Genomic DNA, 16,557 nt, shown 5'->3' on the forward strand with positions numbered 1-16,557 from the left:
CCGTTGATCCTACCCGGGTGGGTATGACGACGGAGGCCGACCCCGCAAGGGGCCGGCCTCCGTGTCGGTCGTACGCAGAGACGTACGACTCAGCAGATCACTTCTTCAGGTCGAAGCGGTCGTTGTCCATGACCTTGACCCACGCCTTGACGAAGTCGTTGACGAACTTCTCCTTGGCGTCGTCGGCACCGTAGACCTCCGCCAGGGCGCGGAGCTCGGAGTTGGCACCGAAGACCAGGTCGACGCGGGAACCGGTCCAGCCGTTGGAGCTGGTGTAGGTCGTCTCGTCGGGGGACGGCGTCCACTGCTGGTCGTAGTCGAGCAGGTTGACGAAGAAGTCGTTCGTCAGCACACCCGGGGTCTTGGTGAAGACACCGAGGTCGGAGCCGTCCCAGTTGTTGCCGAGCGCGCGCAGGCCGCCGACCAGGACCGTGGCCTCGGGGGCCGAGAGGCCGAGGAGGCTGGCGCGGTCGAGGAACAGGAACTCGGTGGGCAGGTCGAGGAACCCGGAGTCGTAGTTGCGGAAGCCGTCGGCGACCGGCTCGAGCCAGCCGAAGTTCTCGGCGTCGGTCTGCTCCTGGGTCGCGTCGACGCGGCCGGCGGAGAAGGGCACGCTCACGTTCTGGCCGGCGGCCTTGGCGGCGAGCTCGATGCCCACGCCACCGGCGAGGACGAGCACGTCGGCGAAGGAGACACCGGTCGCGGCCGCGATCTCCTCGTACTTCGCCAGGACCGGCTTGAGCTCCTCGGGCTGGTTGACCTTCCACGAGACCTGCGGCTCGAGACGGATGCGACCACCGTTGGCGCCACCGCGGTGGTCGGACGTACGGTGCGTGGCCGCCGCCTTCCAAGCGGTGGAGACCAGCTGCTGCACGCTCAGACCGGACTCGACGATGGCCGCCTTGGCCGCTGCGATCGCGGCCTCGTCGGTCGCACCACCCTCGGCGGGCAGCGGGTCCTGCCAGAGCAGGTCCTCGGCCGGGACCTCGGAGCCGACGTAGCGGCTCTTCGGGCCCATGTCGCGGTGGGTCAGCTTGAACCAGGCACGGGCGTACGCGTCGGAGAAGGCCTCCTGGTCGTCCTTGAACCGGCGGGAGATCTCGTCGAACTCCGGGTCCACGCGCAGCGCCAGGTCGGAGGTGAGCATGCGCGGCTCGCGCTTGCCGCCGCCGTGGGCCTCGGGAACCATGTCGGAGCCCGCACCGTTCTTCGGACGCCACTGCTTGGCACCGGCCGGCGACTCGAACAGCTCCCACTCGTAGGCGTAGAGGATGTGGAAGAACTCGTTGTCCCAGCGGGTCGGGTGGTAGGTCCAGGTGACCTCGAGGCCCGAGGTGAGCGCGTCCGCGCCGGCACCAGTGCCGTGACCGTTCTTCCAGCCCAGACCCTGGTTCTCGAGCGGCGCGCCCTCGGGGTCGGCGCCCAGCAAGTCGTCCGGGTGCGCACCGTGGGTCTTGCCGAAGGTGTGACCACCGGCGATCAGGGCGACGGTCTCCTCGGAGTTCATCCCCATCCGGCGGAAGGTCTCCTTGATGTCGACCGCGGAGGACATCGGGTCGCTGTTGCCGTTCGGGCCCTCGGGGTTGACGTAGATCAGACCCATCTGGACGGCGGCCAGCGGGGCCTGGAGGTCACGGTCACCGGTGTAGCGCTCGTCGTCGAGCCAGACCTTCTCCGGACCCCAGTAGATGTCGTCGTCGGACTCCCAGACGTCCGCACGACCGCCGGAGAAGCCGAAGGTCTTGAAGCCGCCCTCCTCCATGGCCACGTTGCCGGCCAGGACCATCAGGTCGGCCCAGGAGAGGTTCTTGCCGTACTTCTTCTTGACCGGCCACAGCAGACGGCGGGCCTTGTCGAGGGAGACGTTGTCCGGCCAGGAGTTGAGCGGCGCGAAGCGCTGCTGGCCACGGCCGGCGCCACCGCGACCGTCGTGGCTGCGGTAGGTGCCGGCGGCGTGCCACGCCATCCGGATGAAGAGTCCGGCGTAGCTACCGAAGTCAGCCGGCCACCAGTCCTTGGAGTCGGTCATGACCGCGGCGATGTCCGCCTTGACGGCAGGCAGGTCCAGGGACTCGAAAGCCTTCGCATAGTCGAAGCCCTCGCCCATCGGGTCGCTCACAGGGGCGTCCTTGGCGAGAATCTTCAGGTTGAGCTTGTTCGGCCACCACTCCTGGTTGGCACTGCCAGCGGTGGGGTGAACGCGGCCTGCGTTCATCACCGGGCACTTGCTCACGGCCTCTTCAGACATGAGATTCCTATCCGTTTCTGGTCGGACTGGCTGCTGCCAGACGCTGTGATTCATGTGTTGCGCCGGCCGGCGACAAGCCCGGCCGGCTCGGCTCTACCCCTGGGACGAGCTGCAGTCCGCGCAGATGCCCCAGTAGATGACCTCGGCCTCGTCGACGACGAAGCCGTTGTCATCGGATGCCGTCAAGCAGGGCGCATGGCCGACGGCGCAGTCGACGTCGGCGATGTTCCCGCAGGAGCGGCAGACCACGTGGTGGTGGTTGTCCCCGACCCGGGTCTCATAACGAGCCACCGAGCCGGACGGCTGGATGCGACGTACGATCCCGGCGGCGCTCAGGGCCGCAAGAGAGTCGTAGACCGCTTGATGGGAGACGTCGGGAAGCCGCTCGCGCACCGCTCCGAGGATGGTCTCGGTGTCGGCGTGCGCATTCTCGGTGACGGCCCCCAGAACGGCCACTCGCGGGCGAGTGACGCGCAGGGAGGCACCTCTCAGCAGCTGTTCGTAGTCCGCATTCCCCACGAACCAGAGCCTACGCCAATTCTTGAATGAGTCAAGAAACGGTAGGTGACTTTTTGCTTTCCTGCGTCGCCGGCGGCCGGGTCGCGAAGCGGCCGGCCATCAGCGGGATCAGGACGGAGATCGCCAGCGGGATGACGAACATCGAGCGCTCACCGAAGAGCTCGGCGACCGCAGCGATCAGGGAGGCGGCGGCGAGGTAGCCGGCGTAGTTGGCGAGGTTGACCCGGGCGATCGCCTCCTCGGCGTTGTCCGGGGAGATGTGGGCGGCGGCGACGAAGGACTGCGGCGGGACCATCGCCAGGCTGCCGCCGAGGATGGCGAAGCCGATCGCCGCGACGCTCCAGTGCGGGGCGGCGACGATGAGCACCAGGGCGCCGACGCCGACGATGCCGCCGGTCCGGATCACCCGCTCGGGGCCGAACCGGGCGACGATGCGGTCGCCGGGGAGACGTACGGCCAGCAGGACCAGCTGGTAGGCGGCATAGATCGCCGGCCCGGCTGCCGCGGCCGCACCCAGGCCGTCGACGACGTAGATCCCGCCCCAGGCCGAGGCCGCGGAGTCGATGAACCACATCGCGAACGTCGGCACCGCGACCAGGAGGAGGGGCCGCCATGGCAGCGGGGTCTTGGTTCGCTGCGTACTGCTGGACCTCTTCTCGGCCGCATCGACCGCCGCCGGAGGCAGCAGGAAGCGGAAGGTGGCGACGTTGGCGGCCAGGCCGATGACGGCGATGGGGATCATGTCCAGACCCAGAGGTACGCCGAGGGCGATCGTCACGGTCGCATAGACGGCGCCGAGGACGGCCGCCGCGCTCCACATCGCGTGGAAGCCGTTCATCAACGGCCGGGCGTACGCGTCCTGGGTGGCCGTGCCCTGCATGTTCATCGAGGCGTCGACGCCGCCGAGGAAGAAGCCGTAGACGCCGTTGAGGACCAACAGGGTGACCATCGTCGGCGCGAAAGCCGGCGCGACCGCGGTCAGCGAGGCGCCGGCGAGCATCAGCGAGAGGGTCGCGGCGCTGCCCATCCTGGTGGCGAGGTGACCTGCGACGACGCTGCCGACCGCGCCGACCGCGGTGGTGATGCCGAGCACGACGAAGACGTCGCCGGCGCTGAGGTCGAGCTTCGTCGCGATCGACTCGAGTCTGGTGATCAGCGAGGCGAAGGTCAGTCCCTGGACCGCGAAGGCGACGAAGACCGCCATCCGGGCCAGCTGGAGTCGGGTCATGGACGCGAAGTCTGCACCCTCAGACCCTGGTCGCGCACCCGTTTCGTGGGTCAGTTGCCCTTGAGCAGGCCGTCGAGGATCTTCTCGCCGTCCTTGCCGTCACCCTTGCCGAGACTGTCGAACTCCTCGCGGAGCTCCCGCATCTCGCGCTTGGCACTCTCGCCCTTCTCGACCAGGTCGCGGATCTGCTGGATCTGGTCCTCCCACTCCTCGGACTGGCCCCCGTCGATGACGTTCCAGCTCTCCAGGTTCTCGCGCCAGCGGTCGAGCTTGTCGAGGCGGTTGAGAGTCTTGTTGTCCGACTTGCTGGTGTTGTCGGAGTTGTTGTCGTTGTTGTCGTTGTTGTCGTCCGCGTTGGTGTCGGTGTTGTCCGAGCTACCGGAGTCGTCGGAGCTCTGCGACGACTGGCTGGCCTCGGCGGGCGCGGGCTCGTAGGCGGCCAGCCAGGAGGCGGCGAAGACGCACGCGATCACGATCGCCACCGCGCCGAGGAGGCGGCCGGTCGGGAACTTCCGCAGCGACCTGGGCCGCGGACCGCGGACCGGAGGCGGGGTGCTGGGGCGGGGCAGGACACCGGTGCGGGAGCTGGCCAGCCCCATCGGCTCGTCGAGCGGCCGCTGCGGCATCGCCTGGGTCGGCAGCGGCGCCTGTCCGGCGGAGAGCCGGTCGGTGGCGTCGGGGTCGGCACCGTTGAGGACGTAGCCGAGCTCGTGGCCGACCTGGTCCATCGAGGGCCGGGCGGCGGGGTTCTTGTCGAGCATCCGGGTGACCAGCCGCGCCAACGGCGGGGGCACCGCCCGGAAGTCGGTGATGCGCGGCACCGGTTCGCTCAGGTGCATGTGCAGGATCTTGACCGGGTGCGGCGCCGAGTAGGGCACCTTGCCGGTGAGCATCTCGAAGAGCACACAGCCCAGCGAGTAGACGTCGGCGGGCGGCCCGACCGGGTCGCCCGCGGCCTGCTCGGGCGAGAGGTAGGACGGGCTCCCGATCACATGGCCCGTCTGGGTCAGCCCGGCGTCGACCCCCGTCATGGCGTACGCGATGCCGAAGTCGAGCACGGTCAGCCGGCCGTCACCGTCGAACATGAGGTTGGCCGGCTTGATGTCGCGGTGCACCACACCGGCCCGGTGGGCGGCGCCGAGCGCACCGGCGACCTGGCGGGTGTATTCCACGGCCATCTCGACCGGCATCGCGCCGCGCTGCTTGATCGGTTCGGCCAGGGTCGGTCCGGGCAGCAGCTCCATCACCAGGAAGACGTCGTTGTCGTCGCTGCCCGCGTCGAAGATCTTGACCACGTCGTCGTGGACGACCCGGGCGGTCGAGAGCGACTCACGGCGGAACCGCTCGGCCATCGTGGCGTCGTCCACATCGCGCAGCAGCTTGACCGCGACATCGCGGTCGAGGACGGTGTCACGCGCCCGCCAGACCTCGCCCATGCCGCCGGCTCCGAGCAGGGTGAGGAGCCGGTAGCGGCCGGCGATCGGGGGAAGCTCGTCCATGACGGAAATTATGCCGGGGTCACCCACGACCCGAAGAGCGGGATGCCCTCCCAGGCTCCCCCGCGCGCGATCGCGACCACCGCGTGCGGCCGGTCGAACCTCAGGTCGATCTGCCGCACCTTCGTCTCGCGCGGTGCCGCGGCGACTGCCCGGACCATCATCCCGGTCACCGCGGCCGCCTTGAAACCCTCCCGGTCGTAGGACGCGACCGCCTTCTGGACGCAGACCGCCTCCGTCTCCTCCTCGACCGCGGCCATCACCCCGCGGGCGATCTCGGCGACCCCCGGCGCGGCCGAGAGGTCGTGACGGTCCTCCACGCTCCACTCCGGCAGGTGGCTGCGCCAGCGGTCGGCCGTCGCGCCACCGCGGACGGTGACCTCCTGGACCGTCCAGGCGTGGCCGGCGCTCTGCGCCTCGAAGGTGTGGTTGCGCACCTCCCCCGCGTCGATCCTCCGGACGACCTCGTCGGCAGCCCGCCACACGTCGTCGGCGGACACACCGTCGGCGGCGATCACGGAGTAGACCGAGATGCCGTCCTCACTGGGAGGGCAGGCGACCGCGACCGGGCCGGCCGCCTCGGTCTCCACCACCGCCTGGAACCCGCCCTCGAGCAGCAGCCCGGCCTCGTCCTCCCCCAGCCGCTCGCTCCAGCGCGGCGTCACCACCAGCGCCGAGGCGAGCACGATCAGCGTCTGTGCGTCGATCTCGAGCGGGAACTCCTGGATCAGACCGCGGGTGTGCTCGTCGGCCCAGGCGTCCAGCCCGGCCTGGTCCGGGAGCGGGTCGAGCACGACCGGAAGGCCCTTTGTCAGCCGGACACCCGGGCGCAGCCAGCCCGCGACCGCAGCCCCGATCGTGGGGTGCGGCGCTTCCAGCAGCCCCAGCGCCGCGGCCCGCGCATCAGCCCGGTTCAACCCCAGGACCTCGTCCGTCTCGGTCTCCGCCGCGGGCGCCAGCGAGGCGAGGAGCAGCCACAGGCCGGCGTACGAGATGACGGGGGACTCGGCGGACCCGAGGGCGGAGCGGGTGGTGGCGGCGTACGTTCGGACCGCCTCGGCGGCGGCGAGGGACAGGGGCGTCTGCGTTCCCGACTTCTCCATGCAGAAGACATTACGGTGACATCCACCACAGTGCCTCAAATCACGATACGGTTATGTATCGAACTAGGAGGCACCATGGCCAAGAAGTCGCGCACGGCAGGGCTTGACCCGGAGACCGAGTTCCAGGAGATCTCGAGGCGTCTGGGGCTCTATGAGTTCCCGTGGGACACGACCCAGGCGCTCAGCTTCGCGCTGTTCCGGACCTATGCGGTGCCCTCGATCGGCCGGCTGCTGGCCGACACGCACCAGTTCACCGAGAACACCCAGAAGCGCTACGACGACACCGCGCTGCTCCTGGAGGACGCGGCGATCGATGACCTGGACAGCCCCCGCGGCCGGGCCGCGGTGCGGCGGATCAACCAGATGCACCGGATGTACGACATCTCCAACGACGACATGGTCTACGTCCTCTCCACGTTCGTGGTGATCCCCCGGCGCTGGAACCAGGAGTTCGGCTGGCGGCAGTCGACCCCCGACGAGCAGCTCGCCGCCCTGCGCTACTACCAAGCGCTCGGGAAGCGGATGGGGATCAAGGACATCCCCGCGACCTATGAGGACTTCGAGCAGCTCCTCGACTCCTACGAGGCCGAGCACTTCGCCTACGACGAGGGCAGCCGTGCCGTCGCCGACTCCACCCTCGAGCTGCTGACCACCTTCTATCCGCGGCCGTTGGCGCCGATCATCAGGATCTTCTCGCTGTCGCTGATGGAGCCGCACCTGCTCGAAGCCTTCGACTACCCCGAGCCCGGTCGGCTCGCGCGGGCGCTGTCCCGTGGGGCGCTGAAGGCCCGGGCGCGCTTCGTCGCGCTGCTGCCCGCACGACGGAAGCCCGCGTACGTCCGGGACATGCCCCGGATCAAGAGCTACCCGCACGGGTTCAACACCGATGACCTCGGCACCTTCGCGCCGGGCTGTCCGGTGCACCGGCCCGTCGCCGGCACCAAGCCGTAGCCCACCCCTCCCCCACACTTCACGGTGCCGTCACCGGGCACCGCTTCGCTGTTGTCGATCACCCCCATATCGACAGGAGCACGTCCATGCCTGCCCCCAGCAACACTCCTGATCTCCGCGGCGCCCTCCGCGGCCTCGACCGCCGTCGCTTCCTGACCGTTTCGGCCGCCGCGTCCGCGCTGGCCTTCACCACCGGCCTGCCGCGTACGGGTGCCTTCGCCGCGCCGGCGGCCTCCCCCTCCGCGATCACCTCGGACCCGTTCACCCTCGCCGTCGCCTCAGGCGACCCGCTGCCCGACTCGGTGCTGCTGTGGACCCGGCTCGCACCACTCCCGCTCGAGCCCACCGGCGGGATGCCGCCCGCACGCTTCGACGTCGGCTGGGAGGTGGCCCGCGACGCCGCCTTCAGACGCGTCGTACGCCGCGGCAAGGCGGCCGCGCACACCGAGTTCAACCACTCCGTGCATGCCGAGGTCCGCGGCCTGGACGCGGCGACCGAGTACTTCTACCGCTTCCGGGTCGGCCAGTGGATCAGCCCGGTCGGCCGGACCCGGACCGCCCCTGCCGTCGGGGCCGCGGTGTCCTCGCTGACCTTCGCCCTCGCCTCCTGCCAGCGCTACGACCAGGGCTACTACACCGCGTACAAGCATCTCGCCGGCGAGGACGTGGACGCGGTCTTCCACCTGGGCGACTATCTCTACGAGTACGCCGTGAACGCCACCGCCGGGACGCGCGGCTACACCGAGCCGCTGCCGGCACACCTCAACCACGAGACCGTGACGCTGGACGACTACCGAGCCCGCTACGGGCTGTACAAGTCCGACCCGGACCAGATCGCCGCCCACCTGGCGCACCCGTTCATCGTCACCTGGGACGACCACGAGACCGAGAACAACTACGCTGCCGACACCCCGGAGAACGCAGGTCCGCCGGAGGAGTTCCTCGTGCGCCGCGCCGCCGCCTACCGCGCCTACTGGGAGAACCAGCCGCTGCGGCTCCCGCAACAGCCGTCCGGTCCCGACCTGAGGCTCTACCGGCGGCTGCAGTGGGGCCGGCTGGCGCAGTTCGACATCCTCGACACCCGCCAGTACCGCACCAACCAGGCCAACGGCGACGGCTGGAAGGTGCCGTCGGCGGAGTCCGAGGCCGAGTCGATGACGCTGCCCGGGAACGAGCAGGAGCAGTGGCTGATCAACGGCTGGCGCCGCTCTTCAGCGCTGTGGAACGTCGTCCCGCAGCAGGTCACCTTCTCGCGCCGCGACAACCCGGCCGGCGACGGCACCCGCTCGATGGACTCCTGGGACGGCTACCCCGCCTCCCGGCGCCGGATCCTCGAGGGCTGGAAGGCCTCCGAGCAGTCGAACCTGATGATGCTGACCGGCGACGTACACGTCCACTACGGGTTGAACATCCACGACGACTTCGACGACCCGTCCTCGCGGATCATGGGCACCGAGATCGTCACCAGCTCCATCACCTCGGGTGGCAACGGCGCCGAGCACCCGGCCAACTGGGCTGCCTATCTCGAGCGCAACCCGCACATGAAGTTCTACAACGGCCTGCGGGGCTACACGACGGTCTCCCTGGGGCGGGACGGCGCGGAGATCACCTACAAGAACGTCGCCCAGGTCTCCACCCCCGGCGCTGCCCTCACCGTCGGCGGTCGGTTCTTCACCGAGTCCGGCAGACCCGGGCTGGTCGAGGTCTGAGGCCCGGTACGACCGAACTAGCCGCCGACGTACCGCCGCGCCGTCTCCATGAACTCGAAGATGCGCTGGCGGGACGTCTCGCGGGCACCGTCGAAGTCCTTGTGCGCCAGGCTCGGCCTCAGGTCGGCGGTGGCCTCGATCGCGGTCCTCCCCAGCTCGACCAGCTCGCCGGGCTCGGTGACGAGCTGGACCCGGAACAGCGCCTCCTGCGCGGTCGTGTACAGCCGGTACGTCTCATAGCGCAGCGCCTCGGTGTCGACACCCTCGCGGCGGTCGTTGGTCGCGTACCAGCGGTCCATGTGCGAACGGCGCAGGTTGACCAGCGCCCCGCCGAACGTCGTATAGGCGCTGAGCCGCTCCTGCCGGAGCCGCTCGCTACGCTCGAAGCGTTCCGTGTCAGCCCGGTTGCGGCGCTGGAAGTAGTGCGTCACCACCGACCCGAGCAGGGTTCCGGCGACGGCGACGATGCTGGTGACGATGACCACGGAGGAACCCAACCACATCCGCGTCGCGCGCGGCGGCGAGTTCCCGGCTGATCCTGGCTTAGCCTGACGAGGTGAGCAACGTCGTCGGCAACGCGGCGGTGGCGATCTTCCTCGGGGTGCTGTTGGCGGTTGCTGGTTTCGTGCCGGCGGCGGCGATCGCGTACCGCCGCAGAGGCACGTTCCCGCTCGTACGCATCCTTCTGCTCCTCGCCGCCACGATCTATGCGGTGGCGCTGTGGGCCTACACCCTGCTCCCCGTGCCCGACGTGGGTAGCTACATCTGTGCTGGGACCCAGTTCCGCCCGTTCGGCTTCGTCTCCGACATCGTCCGCGCCCGCGAGGAGGTCGGCGCCCGGGGCCTGCTCACCAGCGCCGCATTCCTCCAGGTCGCGCTCAACGTCGTGCTGTTCGTACCGCTCGGCTTCTTCGTCCGGGCGATCGCCGGGCGCGGCGTGGTCGTTGCCGGTGCGCTCGGCCTGGCGACCTCGCTCCTCATCGAGACCACCCAGCTCACCGGCATCTGGGGGCTCTATCCCTGCGCCTATCGCGTCTTCGACGTCGACGACCTGATGATCAACACCGTCGGCGCGGTGATCGGCTCGCTGATCTCGATCCGTCTCGTCCGCCGGCGCGAGCCGACGACCCCGACGACGGTCACCACCGGTCGACGACTGGTCGGCATGACCGCGGACCTCCTGGTCGTTCTCGGCACCGGCACCCCACTCGTCGTGGCCTGGCGAGCCTGGCAGCTCTACGGCCTGGACGTCCCGTTCGAGGCGATCCCCGCCACCACCCAGTTCTGGCTGCTCTGGGGGCCGCCGATCCTGCTGGAGACGATCGCCGTCATGGTCTTCGGGCGCACGGTCGGCGAGTGGGTGGTCGGCCTCCGCACCACCGCCTCGTCGGGGATCTGGTGGCGCCGGGCCGTCAAGCTGCTGACCGGCGTCGGCGGCCTGACCGTCCTGCTCATGGCCGACTTCCCCGGCTCCAGCCTCCTCCTGCTCGTCTTCGTGCTCACGACCCTCGTGGCCCTCCCCCGCACCGAGGACCATCGCGGCCTCAGCAACGCGCTCGCGGGGATGAGCGTCTCGCCGACCCGGCCCGACTGACCCGGCCGCGTCGGCTTCGTCATGACCCCAGAGGGCGGCGCGCCCGGTATGTCCTGATCGCGGACTCCGCTTCCTCGGCGGTGATGTCGCCGATCAGGACTCGAAGAGTGAGGCCGTCGGAGAGCGAGAGCAGCTCGATGGCTCGTGCGCGCGCCTCGACCTCCCCGAGGTCGTCGGCCTCCCGGAGATGACGGGTGCATTCCTCGACACCGACCCTCGTCGCCTCGGCGAGGATCTGGCGTACGGCGGCGTGGGTCATCGCCTTGGCGAGGTAGGCGTACCAGACCGTGACCCCGATGCGGCCCGCCTCGGTGGCGGGGATCTGCTGGAGCAGGAGGTGGAGGAGGCGGTCCGCGGGCGGGCTGCCTTCGGTGGCCTCGTACTCGATGACGGCCTGCTTGATGAGCAGGCCGATGCCGGCGACCACCAGCGCGTCCTTGGTGCCGAAGTAGTGCTGGACGCGACCCATCGAGACGCCTGCACGGGCGGCGACGGTCCGCAGGCTGACGCCCTCGATCCCCTGCTCCGCGACGATCTGCCAGAGCCCGGCGACGATCTCGAATCTGCGCTGCTCGTGGTCGACGGCTCTTGGCATGGCGCCAGGTTAGCAATACAGTCGCATCGCAACAGGTTACAATGCGATCGCATCGTTATCGGGAACGTGAGGACGCCATGGATGGGGACATCGAGCATGCAGACACCGAATCGCACGGGAAGCGCCGGCGCTGGCCGGTGGTCCTCCTCACCCTCGTCGCGGTCGTCTCGACCGGGTGCCTGGTGATGGTGCTCGGCACGAGCGGCCCCGGTGTCGGTCACTTCCGCACGCCGGCGGGACGCCAGGCCTACATCGAGGCATACGACGCGGCCTTCGCCGCGCTGCCGAAGCCGACCGAGACGCACGACGTGGAGACCACCTTCGGCACCGTCCGCGCGTACGCCTGGATCAACCCGAACCCAGTCGACGAGGTCCCGATCGTGCTCGTGCCGGGGCGGGCCAGCGGCGTACCGATGTGGGGCGAGAACCTGCGTGACTTCGTCGAGCACCGCACGGTCTACGCCTTCGACGCGATCGGCGACAGCGGGCTCTCCGAGCAGACCCTGCCGCTGCGCGGCATGGACGACAACGCCCGCTGGGTCGAGGAGGCGCTGGACGGTCTCGAGCTCGACCGGGTCCATCTGGTCGGCCACTCGCAGGGCGGTGGCCTCGCCGCGGCCGTGGCGGTGCGCTACCCGGACCGGCTGGCCAGCCTCACCCTGCTCGAGCCGATCATGACATTCGGCATGCTGCCGGTCTGGGCGATCGGCTGGTCGGCGGTAGCCGCGCTCCCCTTCCTGCCCGACTCGTGGCGCGACCACGCACTGAACCGGATAGGCGGCGTCGAGGACGACGAGGTGGACCCGGACGACCCGATGGCCAGGATGATCGCCGCCCGGACGACCCACTTCGACTCCGGCAGCCTCCCGACCCCCTCGCGCCTGACCGACGACCAGATGCGTGCCCTACCGATGCCGGTCTATGTCGCGATCGCGAGCGACAAGTCGCTGGCCGGCGGCGAGGACGCGGCCAAGAAGGCCGAGCTCCTCCCCCACGCGATCGTCAAGGTCTGGCCGAAGACCACCCACTCGCTTCCGATGCAGGTGGCGTCCGAGCTGGATGCCGAGCTGGAGAGATTCTGGGCAGACGTGCGTTGACGGCTTATGCCCAAAGCCCGAAGTACTCGATGAACATCCTGAAGCCGCCGTTGAACTGAGCGGTGTTCGTGATCGCGTTGATGGCGCGTACACCCCAGAAGACCGCCAGCGTGTAGCCGATCCCGAGCGCGATCCCCGCCGCTGCGGCGCTCGTCCCGACTGCTTTCGCACGGCTCAGGCCGAGATGTCCGAGCACCACCGCGGCCGCGATCGGGATGATCGAGGCGATCATGAGCAACCCGAGGATCAGCCAGACGATCGGCCGGTCCTCCATGCTGTAGAGGGCGTTGTAGTAGCCCTGGCTGACGTCCGGGATTCCGACGATCACCCGCACCAGCGCGACGATCACCAGCATCGCCGCCGCGATTCCCAGCCCGGCGAGCCCGAGCCACCCGCCGCTTCGCGGACCGTTGGCAGGTGCCGACGGGTTCGTCGGGGACCAAGCCGGTGCCGCCCCTGCCGCCTCGTTCGGTTGTGACATCGTGCCCTTCCCGTCCAGTTGGATCGAGCCAGCCCTACCGATGTCGGGCGGCCTCATATGGCCCGAGACGCTATCTCAGATTCCGGGCACCTACGGGCAGATCCGCGCGGGCGAGCGCGTCGTGATGCGGGAGCGGCTCGGTACAAGATTTCTCGACGATTTGTGTTTGAAACCCGGGATTTGGGGTAGGAGATAGGTACCAATCGCTCCGAACGTCTTGGGGGACCCTCTCGTGAACGTCGAAATCGTGGCGCCGCAGGTGAAGACCGCGGCCCGTTCCATCGGGACCGCGGCCGAGGCCGTCGCCGGTCTCGATCTCGAAGGCCCCATGGGCAAGGTCGCCGCGGCGCTGCCGGGCAGCACCGTCGTCGGCGCCGCGAACGGCCTCAAGACGGAGTGGAAGAGCGACAAGGACAAGTGGGTCAAGGACGCTCGCGACCACCAGACCACGACGGTCGCCGACGCGGACGCGATCGTGGAGGCCGACACCATCACGGCGCAGCAGGCGCGCTACCGCGAAGCGATGATCGGAAGAGACTGATGGCCGTCACCTACGAGCAGCTGCAGAGCTGGAAGCCCGAAGAGCTCGACACCGCCGCGGACCAGCTCAACACCGCCCGCAAGAGCTTCCAGGACCAGCAGGACGAGATGGACGCCGGCAAGGTCCCCGACACCTGGGTCGGTGAGGCCAGCACCCGCGCCGAGAACCGTCACCGCCGCCTGGTCGCCGATCTCAACGACATCGCCGCCCCGCTCTCGCAGGTCATCAACGGCCTCGACGAGGCCGGCGCCTCGATCAAGAAGGCCAAGGACAGCGCCAAGCACGCCTACGACGACGCGACCGGCCGAGGCTGGAAGGTCAGTTTCTCCGGCGGCGTACAGATCACCGACCCGACTCCGGACGAGAAGGACCCGGACAAGGACAAGGGCACCATGCAGCAACTCGCGCAGACCATCCAGGATGCGCTGACCGACGCCGAGTCCGCCGAGACCGACCTGGCAGCCGTGCTCAACCACGCGACCAAGGGCGACTACGACGGTGGCGACGGCACGATCGAGCAGGCCAGCCTCCCGCCCGAGCTGCGCAACCTGCCCGAGTCCGAGCTCATCAACAAGATGCTCAGCGACCCGGACAAGTACGACGGCTACGTCGATGCGCTGCCCGACGACGTCCAGACGCGACTCGGCAAGGAGATCAGCGACCGTCTCGACAGCACGCTGAACGACGACGACTACAAGATCAGCAAGGACGAGCTCAACCGTCTCAACTCGATGCTGACCGCCTACACCGACGACGACACCGTCGCTGCGGGCCTCTACCAGGACCTCGGCGCCGACGGCACCGTCGCCAGCATCGCGCGGATCGAGTCGTACCTGGGTATGCATTCCGCGGACGGCGACGCCCTCAACTCCCTCGCCTCCAACCTCCGTAGCGGTCTTGCCTCGGCCTCGAACCATCAGGGTTTCCCCGCCGAGCAGTTCGGCCACGACATCGTGAAGTACGCCGGCCCCTCAGGGATCTACCTCTCCGACGATGAGCAGGACGCCCTGCGGGACCGCTACCCGAACTGGGGTGGCACCGGCGGCGCCTCGGTCCTCACCTACCTGATGAAGGACCACGGCCTCAACGGCAACCTCGTCCTCGGGGCCGCCGAGGAGCTCGACCGCTTCGAGCGCGCCGACGGCGCGATGATGGACGCCAAGACCTGGTACCAGCACACCGGTTACAGCGCGCTGGACACCGGCGACTCCGACAGCGGCTGGAGCGACGACCCGATGGCCGCCATCATGGGCAACCTCGGCGACCACCCGGAGCAGGGCTACCAGTTCCTCACCGAGGACACCGCGCGCCAGGACTACTACTTCGACAAGCGCACCTGGCAGGCCGACGGCTACGCCGGCATCTCCGAGCTAGCCGAGGGCATCGGCACCAACCAGGAGCTCCTCAAGGATCACCCGCAGGAGACGACGGGCCTGGTGTCGAAGTTCTTCCACGACGTGAGCGACAACGAGGGCTTCAACGCGGAGGACGCCAAGGCCGCTTCGCCCCACGTGGCAGAGCTGATGAAGTTCTACACCCCCGGAATCGACGCCGCGCTCCACAACCCCGACCACTCGGGCGAACCGGGGACCGAGCCGTTCTCGCTCGACCACTACGGCAAGATGGATCCCTACCCGAAGTTCTACCAGGGCGACCTCGAGAACATGATGAAGGTCTCCATGAGCACGCAGGACGGGATGACCAGCATCGCCGAGGGCGTGGGCACCTTCCAGCAGACCCAGATCAACAACATCGCCGCCGAGCTGGCACAGCACCCCAACGACCCGGGCCTGCGCACCGAGCTGCGCGACGTTCTCGAGCGTGGCGGCCACCTCCAGGGCTTCGCCGAGCACGCTGTCGGCGAGGTCGAGATCGATGGGGCGAAGGACCGCGACGCCCAGCGTCAGGCGTTCATCGACCTGACGAGCGAGGTGGCCGGGATGGTGCCTCTGCCGGGCGCCGAGCAGGTCGGCGAGCTCGGCAGCAAGCTGATCGACTACGGCGTCGGCCAGGCGATCGACCTCGGCACGGACGCTGCCGGCGAGAAGTTCGCCAGCGAGGAGGCTGGAGCCACCGACAACGCGAACGTTCGTGCTTCCGAGGGCATCAACCGCGTCGAGCTCAACGCACTCTTCGCGCTGGAGCGAGCTGGCGTGATCGACATTCCGCAGTCCGACGAGACGTTCATGAAGGACGGGAAGGTCATCAACCTGTCCGACGTCCCGGCAGAGGACACAGACCGCTACGCTCACGAGGCGATGAACTACCTGAACGAGTACGTGACCAGCGGCGACTTCGAAGGGACGTACAAGAATGCCTTCCTGGAGTACTACAAGTAGTCCTACGCGTGGTCTGGCCGCACTGTTGTGCGCTGCTTCGCTGCTCCTGGCGGCCTGCGGCGCCGAGCCGACGTTGCTCGACGCCGACGCCCTTCCGGAGGTCGAGAAGACCTCGGACGGGAGTATGGGAGCGCCGGGGACGGGTTGGTGTGACGCACTCGGATCTCTGGAGACGAAGCTGTCGAGCGCCGACGATGGGACCACCGGCGAGCAGTACGTGCTCGAGAACGGGGATGTCGTCGGGGCCACCGCGTTCGTGCCCGGCGGCGGGTACTACCCAGACGTAGGGTCGATGATTGCCGCCATCGAGGAGGCCGTGGACGAGTGCTCGGCAGATGCCGAGGAGGGGGACTACGGCGAGGCGACGATGGAGCCGATCAGCGGGCTTCCTGAGGGGGCCGCGGGATTCACGTTCACGAGCAAGTCGTCGAATCCGGTTGAGGTCGGCAGCATCGCGTTCGCGGAGACGGACGACGGACGCCTCGTCGGGGTCGGAGTGACGCACAGCGGGGATGGCGAGGCATCCGTGGAGGTGGCGGATCTGCTCTCCACGGCGCTGGAGCAAGCCGCCGACGTGGACACCACGAGCTGAGCCCGCCCCAGGACACGGACCAGCGGCGCTGGGACCCCCGCTGCAGCCGGAGGACCACCCCCGC

The 16,557-nt window shown here is 69.0% G+C and carries 15 protein-coding genes; 7 read left to right on the forward strand and 8 right to left on the reverse strand.

Features of this window, described 5'->3' with window-relative positions; translation table 11 throughout:
* Positions 1–97: 97 nt before the first annotated feature.
* The 5 genes from katG to ACFU7D_RS22315 form a co-directional block, all read right to left on the reverse strand.
* Positions 98–2,248 (reverse strand): catalase/peroxidase HPI, encoded by a 2,151-nt coding sequence (katG, locus tag ACFU7D_RS22295; RefSeq protein WP_378871316.1) that lies wholly within the window; start codon positions 2,246–2,248, stop codon positions 98–100.
* A 93-nt stretch (positions 2,249–2,341) separates the two neighbouring features.
* On the reverse strand, positions 2,342–2,767 hold the full coding sequence (locus tag ACFU7D_RS22300; RefSeq protein WP_378727745.1) for a Fur family transcriptional regulator: 426 nt from the start codon (positions 2,765–2,767) through the stop codon (positions 2,342–2,344).
* A gap of 31 nt (positions 2,768–2,798) precedes the next feature.
* Positions 2,799–3,995: an MFS transporter gene (locus tag ACFU7D_RS22305; protein WP_378871319.1), complete on the reverse strand. Its 1,197-nt coding sequence runs from the start codon at positions 3,993–3,995 to the stop codon at positions 2,799–2,801.
* Between the two features lie 50 nt (positions 3,996–4,045).
* Positions 4,046–5,494 (reverse strand): protein kinase, encoded by a 1,449-nt coding sequence (locus tag ACFU7D_RS22310; protein ID WP_378871321.1) that lies wholly within the window; start codon positions 5,492–5,494, stop codon positions 4,046–4,048.
* An 8-nt stretch (positions 5,495–5,502) separates the two neighbouring features.
* Positions 5,503–6,594: a hypothetical protein gene (locus tag ACFU7D_RS22315; protein WP_378871323.1), complete on the reverse strand. Its 1,092-nt coding sequence runs from the start codon at positions 6,592–6,594 to the stop codon at positions 5,503–5,505.
* Between the two features lie 75 nt (positions 6,595–6,669).
* On the opposite strand from ACFU7D_RS22315, the gene ACFU7D_RS22320 reads away from it, so the two are divergent.
* Positions 6,670–7,545 carry an oxygenase MpaB family protein gene (locus ACFU7D_RS22320; RefSeq protein ID WP_378727749.1) on the forward strand — a complete coding sequence of 292 codons (876 nt, stop codon included), beginning with the start codon at positions 6,670–6,672 and terminating at the stop codon, positions 7,543–7,545.
* Positions 7,546–7,631: 86 nt separating this feature from the next.
* The gene (locus ACFU7D_RS22325) at positions 7,632–9,254 is read left to right on the forward strand and encodes an alkaline phosphatase D family protein (protein WP_378871325.1); all 1,623 of its coding nucleotides are present in this window, start codon (positions 7,632–7,634) and stop codon (positions 9,252–9,254) included.
* A 17-nt stretch (positions 9,255–9,271) separates the two neighbouring features.
* On the opposite strand, the gene ACFU7D_RS22330 is transcribed toward ACFU7D_RS22325, so the two are convergent.
* A complete protein-coding gene (locus ACFU7D_RS22330) occupies positions 9,272–9,739 on the reverse strand; it encodes a hypothetical protein (protein ID WP_378871328.1) in 468 nt (155 codons plus the stop codon).
* Between the two features lie 71 nt (positions 9,740–9,810).
* On the opposite strand from ACFU7D_RS22330, the gene ACFU7D_RS22335 reads away from it, so the two are divergent.
* Positions 9,811–10,848 carry a VanZ family protein gene (locus tag ACFU7D_RS22335; protein WP_378871330.1) on the forward strand — a complete coding sequence of 346 codons (1,038 nt, stop codon included), beginning with the start codon at positions 9,811–9,813 and terminating at the stop codon, positions 10,846–10,848.
* A gap of 19 nt (positions 10,849–10,867) precedes the next feature.
* Here the strand turns inward: ACFU7D_RS22335 and ACFU7D_RS22340 are convergent, their stop codons facing one another.
* Positions 10,868–11,443 (reverse strand): TetR/AcrR family transcriptional regulator, encoded by a 576-nt coding sequence (locus ACFU7D_RS22340; protein WP_378871333.1) that lies wholly within the window; start codon positions 11,441–11,443, stop codon positions 10,868–10,870.
* Between the two features lie 77 nt (positions 11,444–11,520).
* On the opposite strand from ACFU7D_RS22340, the gene ACFU7D_RS22345 reads away from it, so the two are divergent.
* Positions 11,521–12,540 carry an alpha/beta fold hydrolase gene (locus ACFU7D_RS22345; protein ID WP_378871335.1) on the forward strand — a complete coding sequence of 340 codons (1,020 nt, stop codon included), beginning with the start codon at positions 11,521–11,523 and terminating at the stop codon, positions 12,538–12,540.
* 4 nt (positions 12,541–12,544) lie between these two features.
* On the opposite strand, the gene ACFU7D_RS22350 is transcribed toward ACFU7D_RS22345, so the two are convergent.
* Entirely contained in the window at positions 12,545–13,021 is a 477-nt protein-coding gene (locus ACFU7D_RS22350) for a hypothetical protein (protein ID WP_378871337.1), read from the reverse strand.
* A gap of 232 nt (positions 13,022–13,253) precedes the next feature.
* On the opposite strand from ACFU7D_RS22350, the gene ACFU7D_RS22355 reads away from it, so the two are divergent.
* The 3 genes from ACFU7D_RS22355 (at position 13,254) to ACFU7D_RS22365 (ending at position 16,493) form a co-directional block, all read left to right on the forward strand.
* Positions 13,254–13,562 carry a hypothetical protein gene (locus ACFU7D_RS22355; RefSeq protein WP_143033779.1) on the forward strand — a complete coding sequence of 103 codons (309 nt, stop codon included), beginning with the start codon at positions 13,254–13,256 and terminating at the stop codon, positions 13,560–13,562.
* Entirely contained in the window at positions 13,562–15,901 is a 2,340-nt protein-coding gene (locus tag ACFU7D_RS22360) for a hypothetical protein (protein ID WP_378871339.1), read from the forward strand. The genes ACFU7D_RS22355 and ACFU7D_RS22360 overlap by 1 nt, the downstream gene beginning before the upstream one ends.
* Positions 15,902–15,974: 73 nt before the next feature.
* On the forward strand, positions 15,975–16,493 hold the full coding sequence (locus ACFU7D_RS22365; RefSeq protein WP_378871342.1) for a hypothetical protein: 519 nt from the start codon (positions 15,975–15,977) through the stop codon (positions 16,491–16,493).
* Positions 16,494–16,557 lie beyond the last annotated feature (64 nt).

The organism is Nocardioides sp. NPDC057577, from assembly GCF_042801335.1.
GTDB lineage: Bacteria > Actinomycetota > Actinomycetes > Propionibacteriales > Nocardioidaceae > Nocardioides.

Excerpts from the sequence above, each read along its gene's own strand:
- katG (WP_378871316.1), bottom strand. The coding sequence starts at position 2,248 with ATGTCTGAAGAGGCCGTGAGCAAGTGCCCGGTGATGAACGCAGGCCGC.
- ACFU7D_RS22305 (WP_378871319.1), bottom strand. The coding sequence starts at position 3,995 with ATGACCCGACTCCAGCTGGCCCGGATGGCGGTCTTCGTCGCCTTCGCG.
- ACFU7D_RS22310 (WP_378871321.1), bottom strand. The coding sequence starts at position 5,494 with ATGGACGAGCTTCCCCCGATCGCCGGCCGCTACCGGCTCCTCACCCTG.
- ACFU7D_RS22315 (WP_378871323.1), bottom strand. The coding sequence starts at position 6,594 with ATGGAGAAGTCGGGAACGCAGACGCCCCTGTCCCTCGCCGCCGCCGAG.
- ACFU7D_RS22320 (WP_378727749.1), top strand. The coding sequence starts at position 6,670 with ATGGCCAAGAAGTCGCGCACGGCAGGGCTTGACCCGGAGACCGAGTTC.
- ACFU7D_RS22325 (WP_378871325.1), top strand. The coding sequence starts at position 7,632 with ATGCCTGCCCCCAGCAACACTCCTGATCTCCGCGGCGCCCTCCGCGGC.
- ACFU7D_RS22340 (WP_378871333.1), bottom strand. The coding sequence starts at position 11,443 with ATGCCAAGAGCCGTCGACCACGAGCAGCGCAGATTCGAGATCGTCGCC.
- ACFU7D_RS22345 (WP_378871335.1), top strand. The coding sequence starts at position 11,521 with ATGGATGGGGACATCGAGCATGCAGACACCGAATCGCACGGGAAGCGC.
- ACFU7D_RS22350 (WP_378871337.1), bottom strand. The coding sequence starts at position 13,021 with ATGTCACAACCGAACGAGGCGGCAGGGGCGGCACCGGCTTGGTCCCCG.
- ACFU7D_RS22360 (WP_378871339.1), top strand. The coding sequence starts at position 13,562 with ATGGCCGTCACCTACGAGCAGCTGCAGAGCTGGAAGCCCGAAGAGCTC.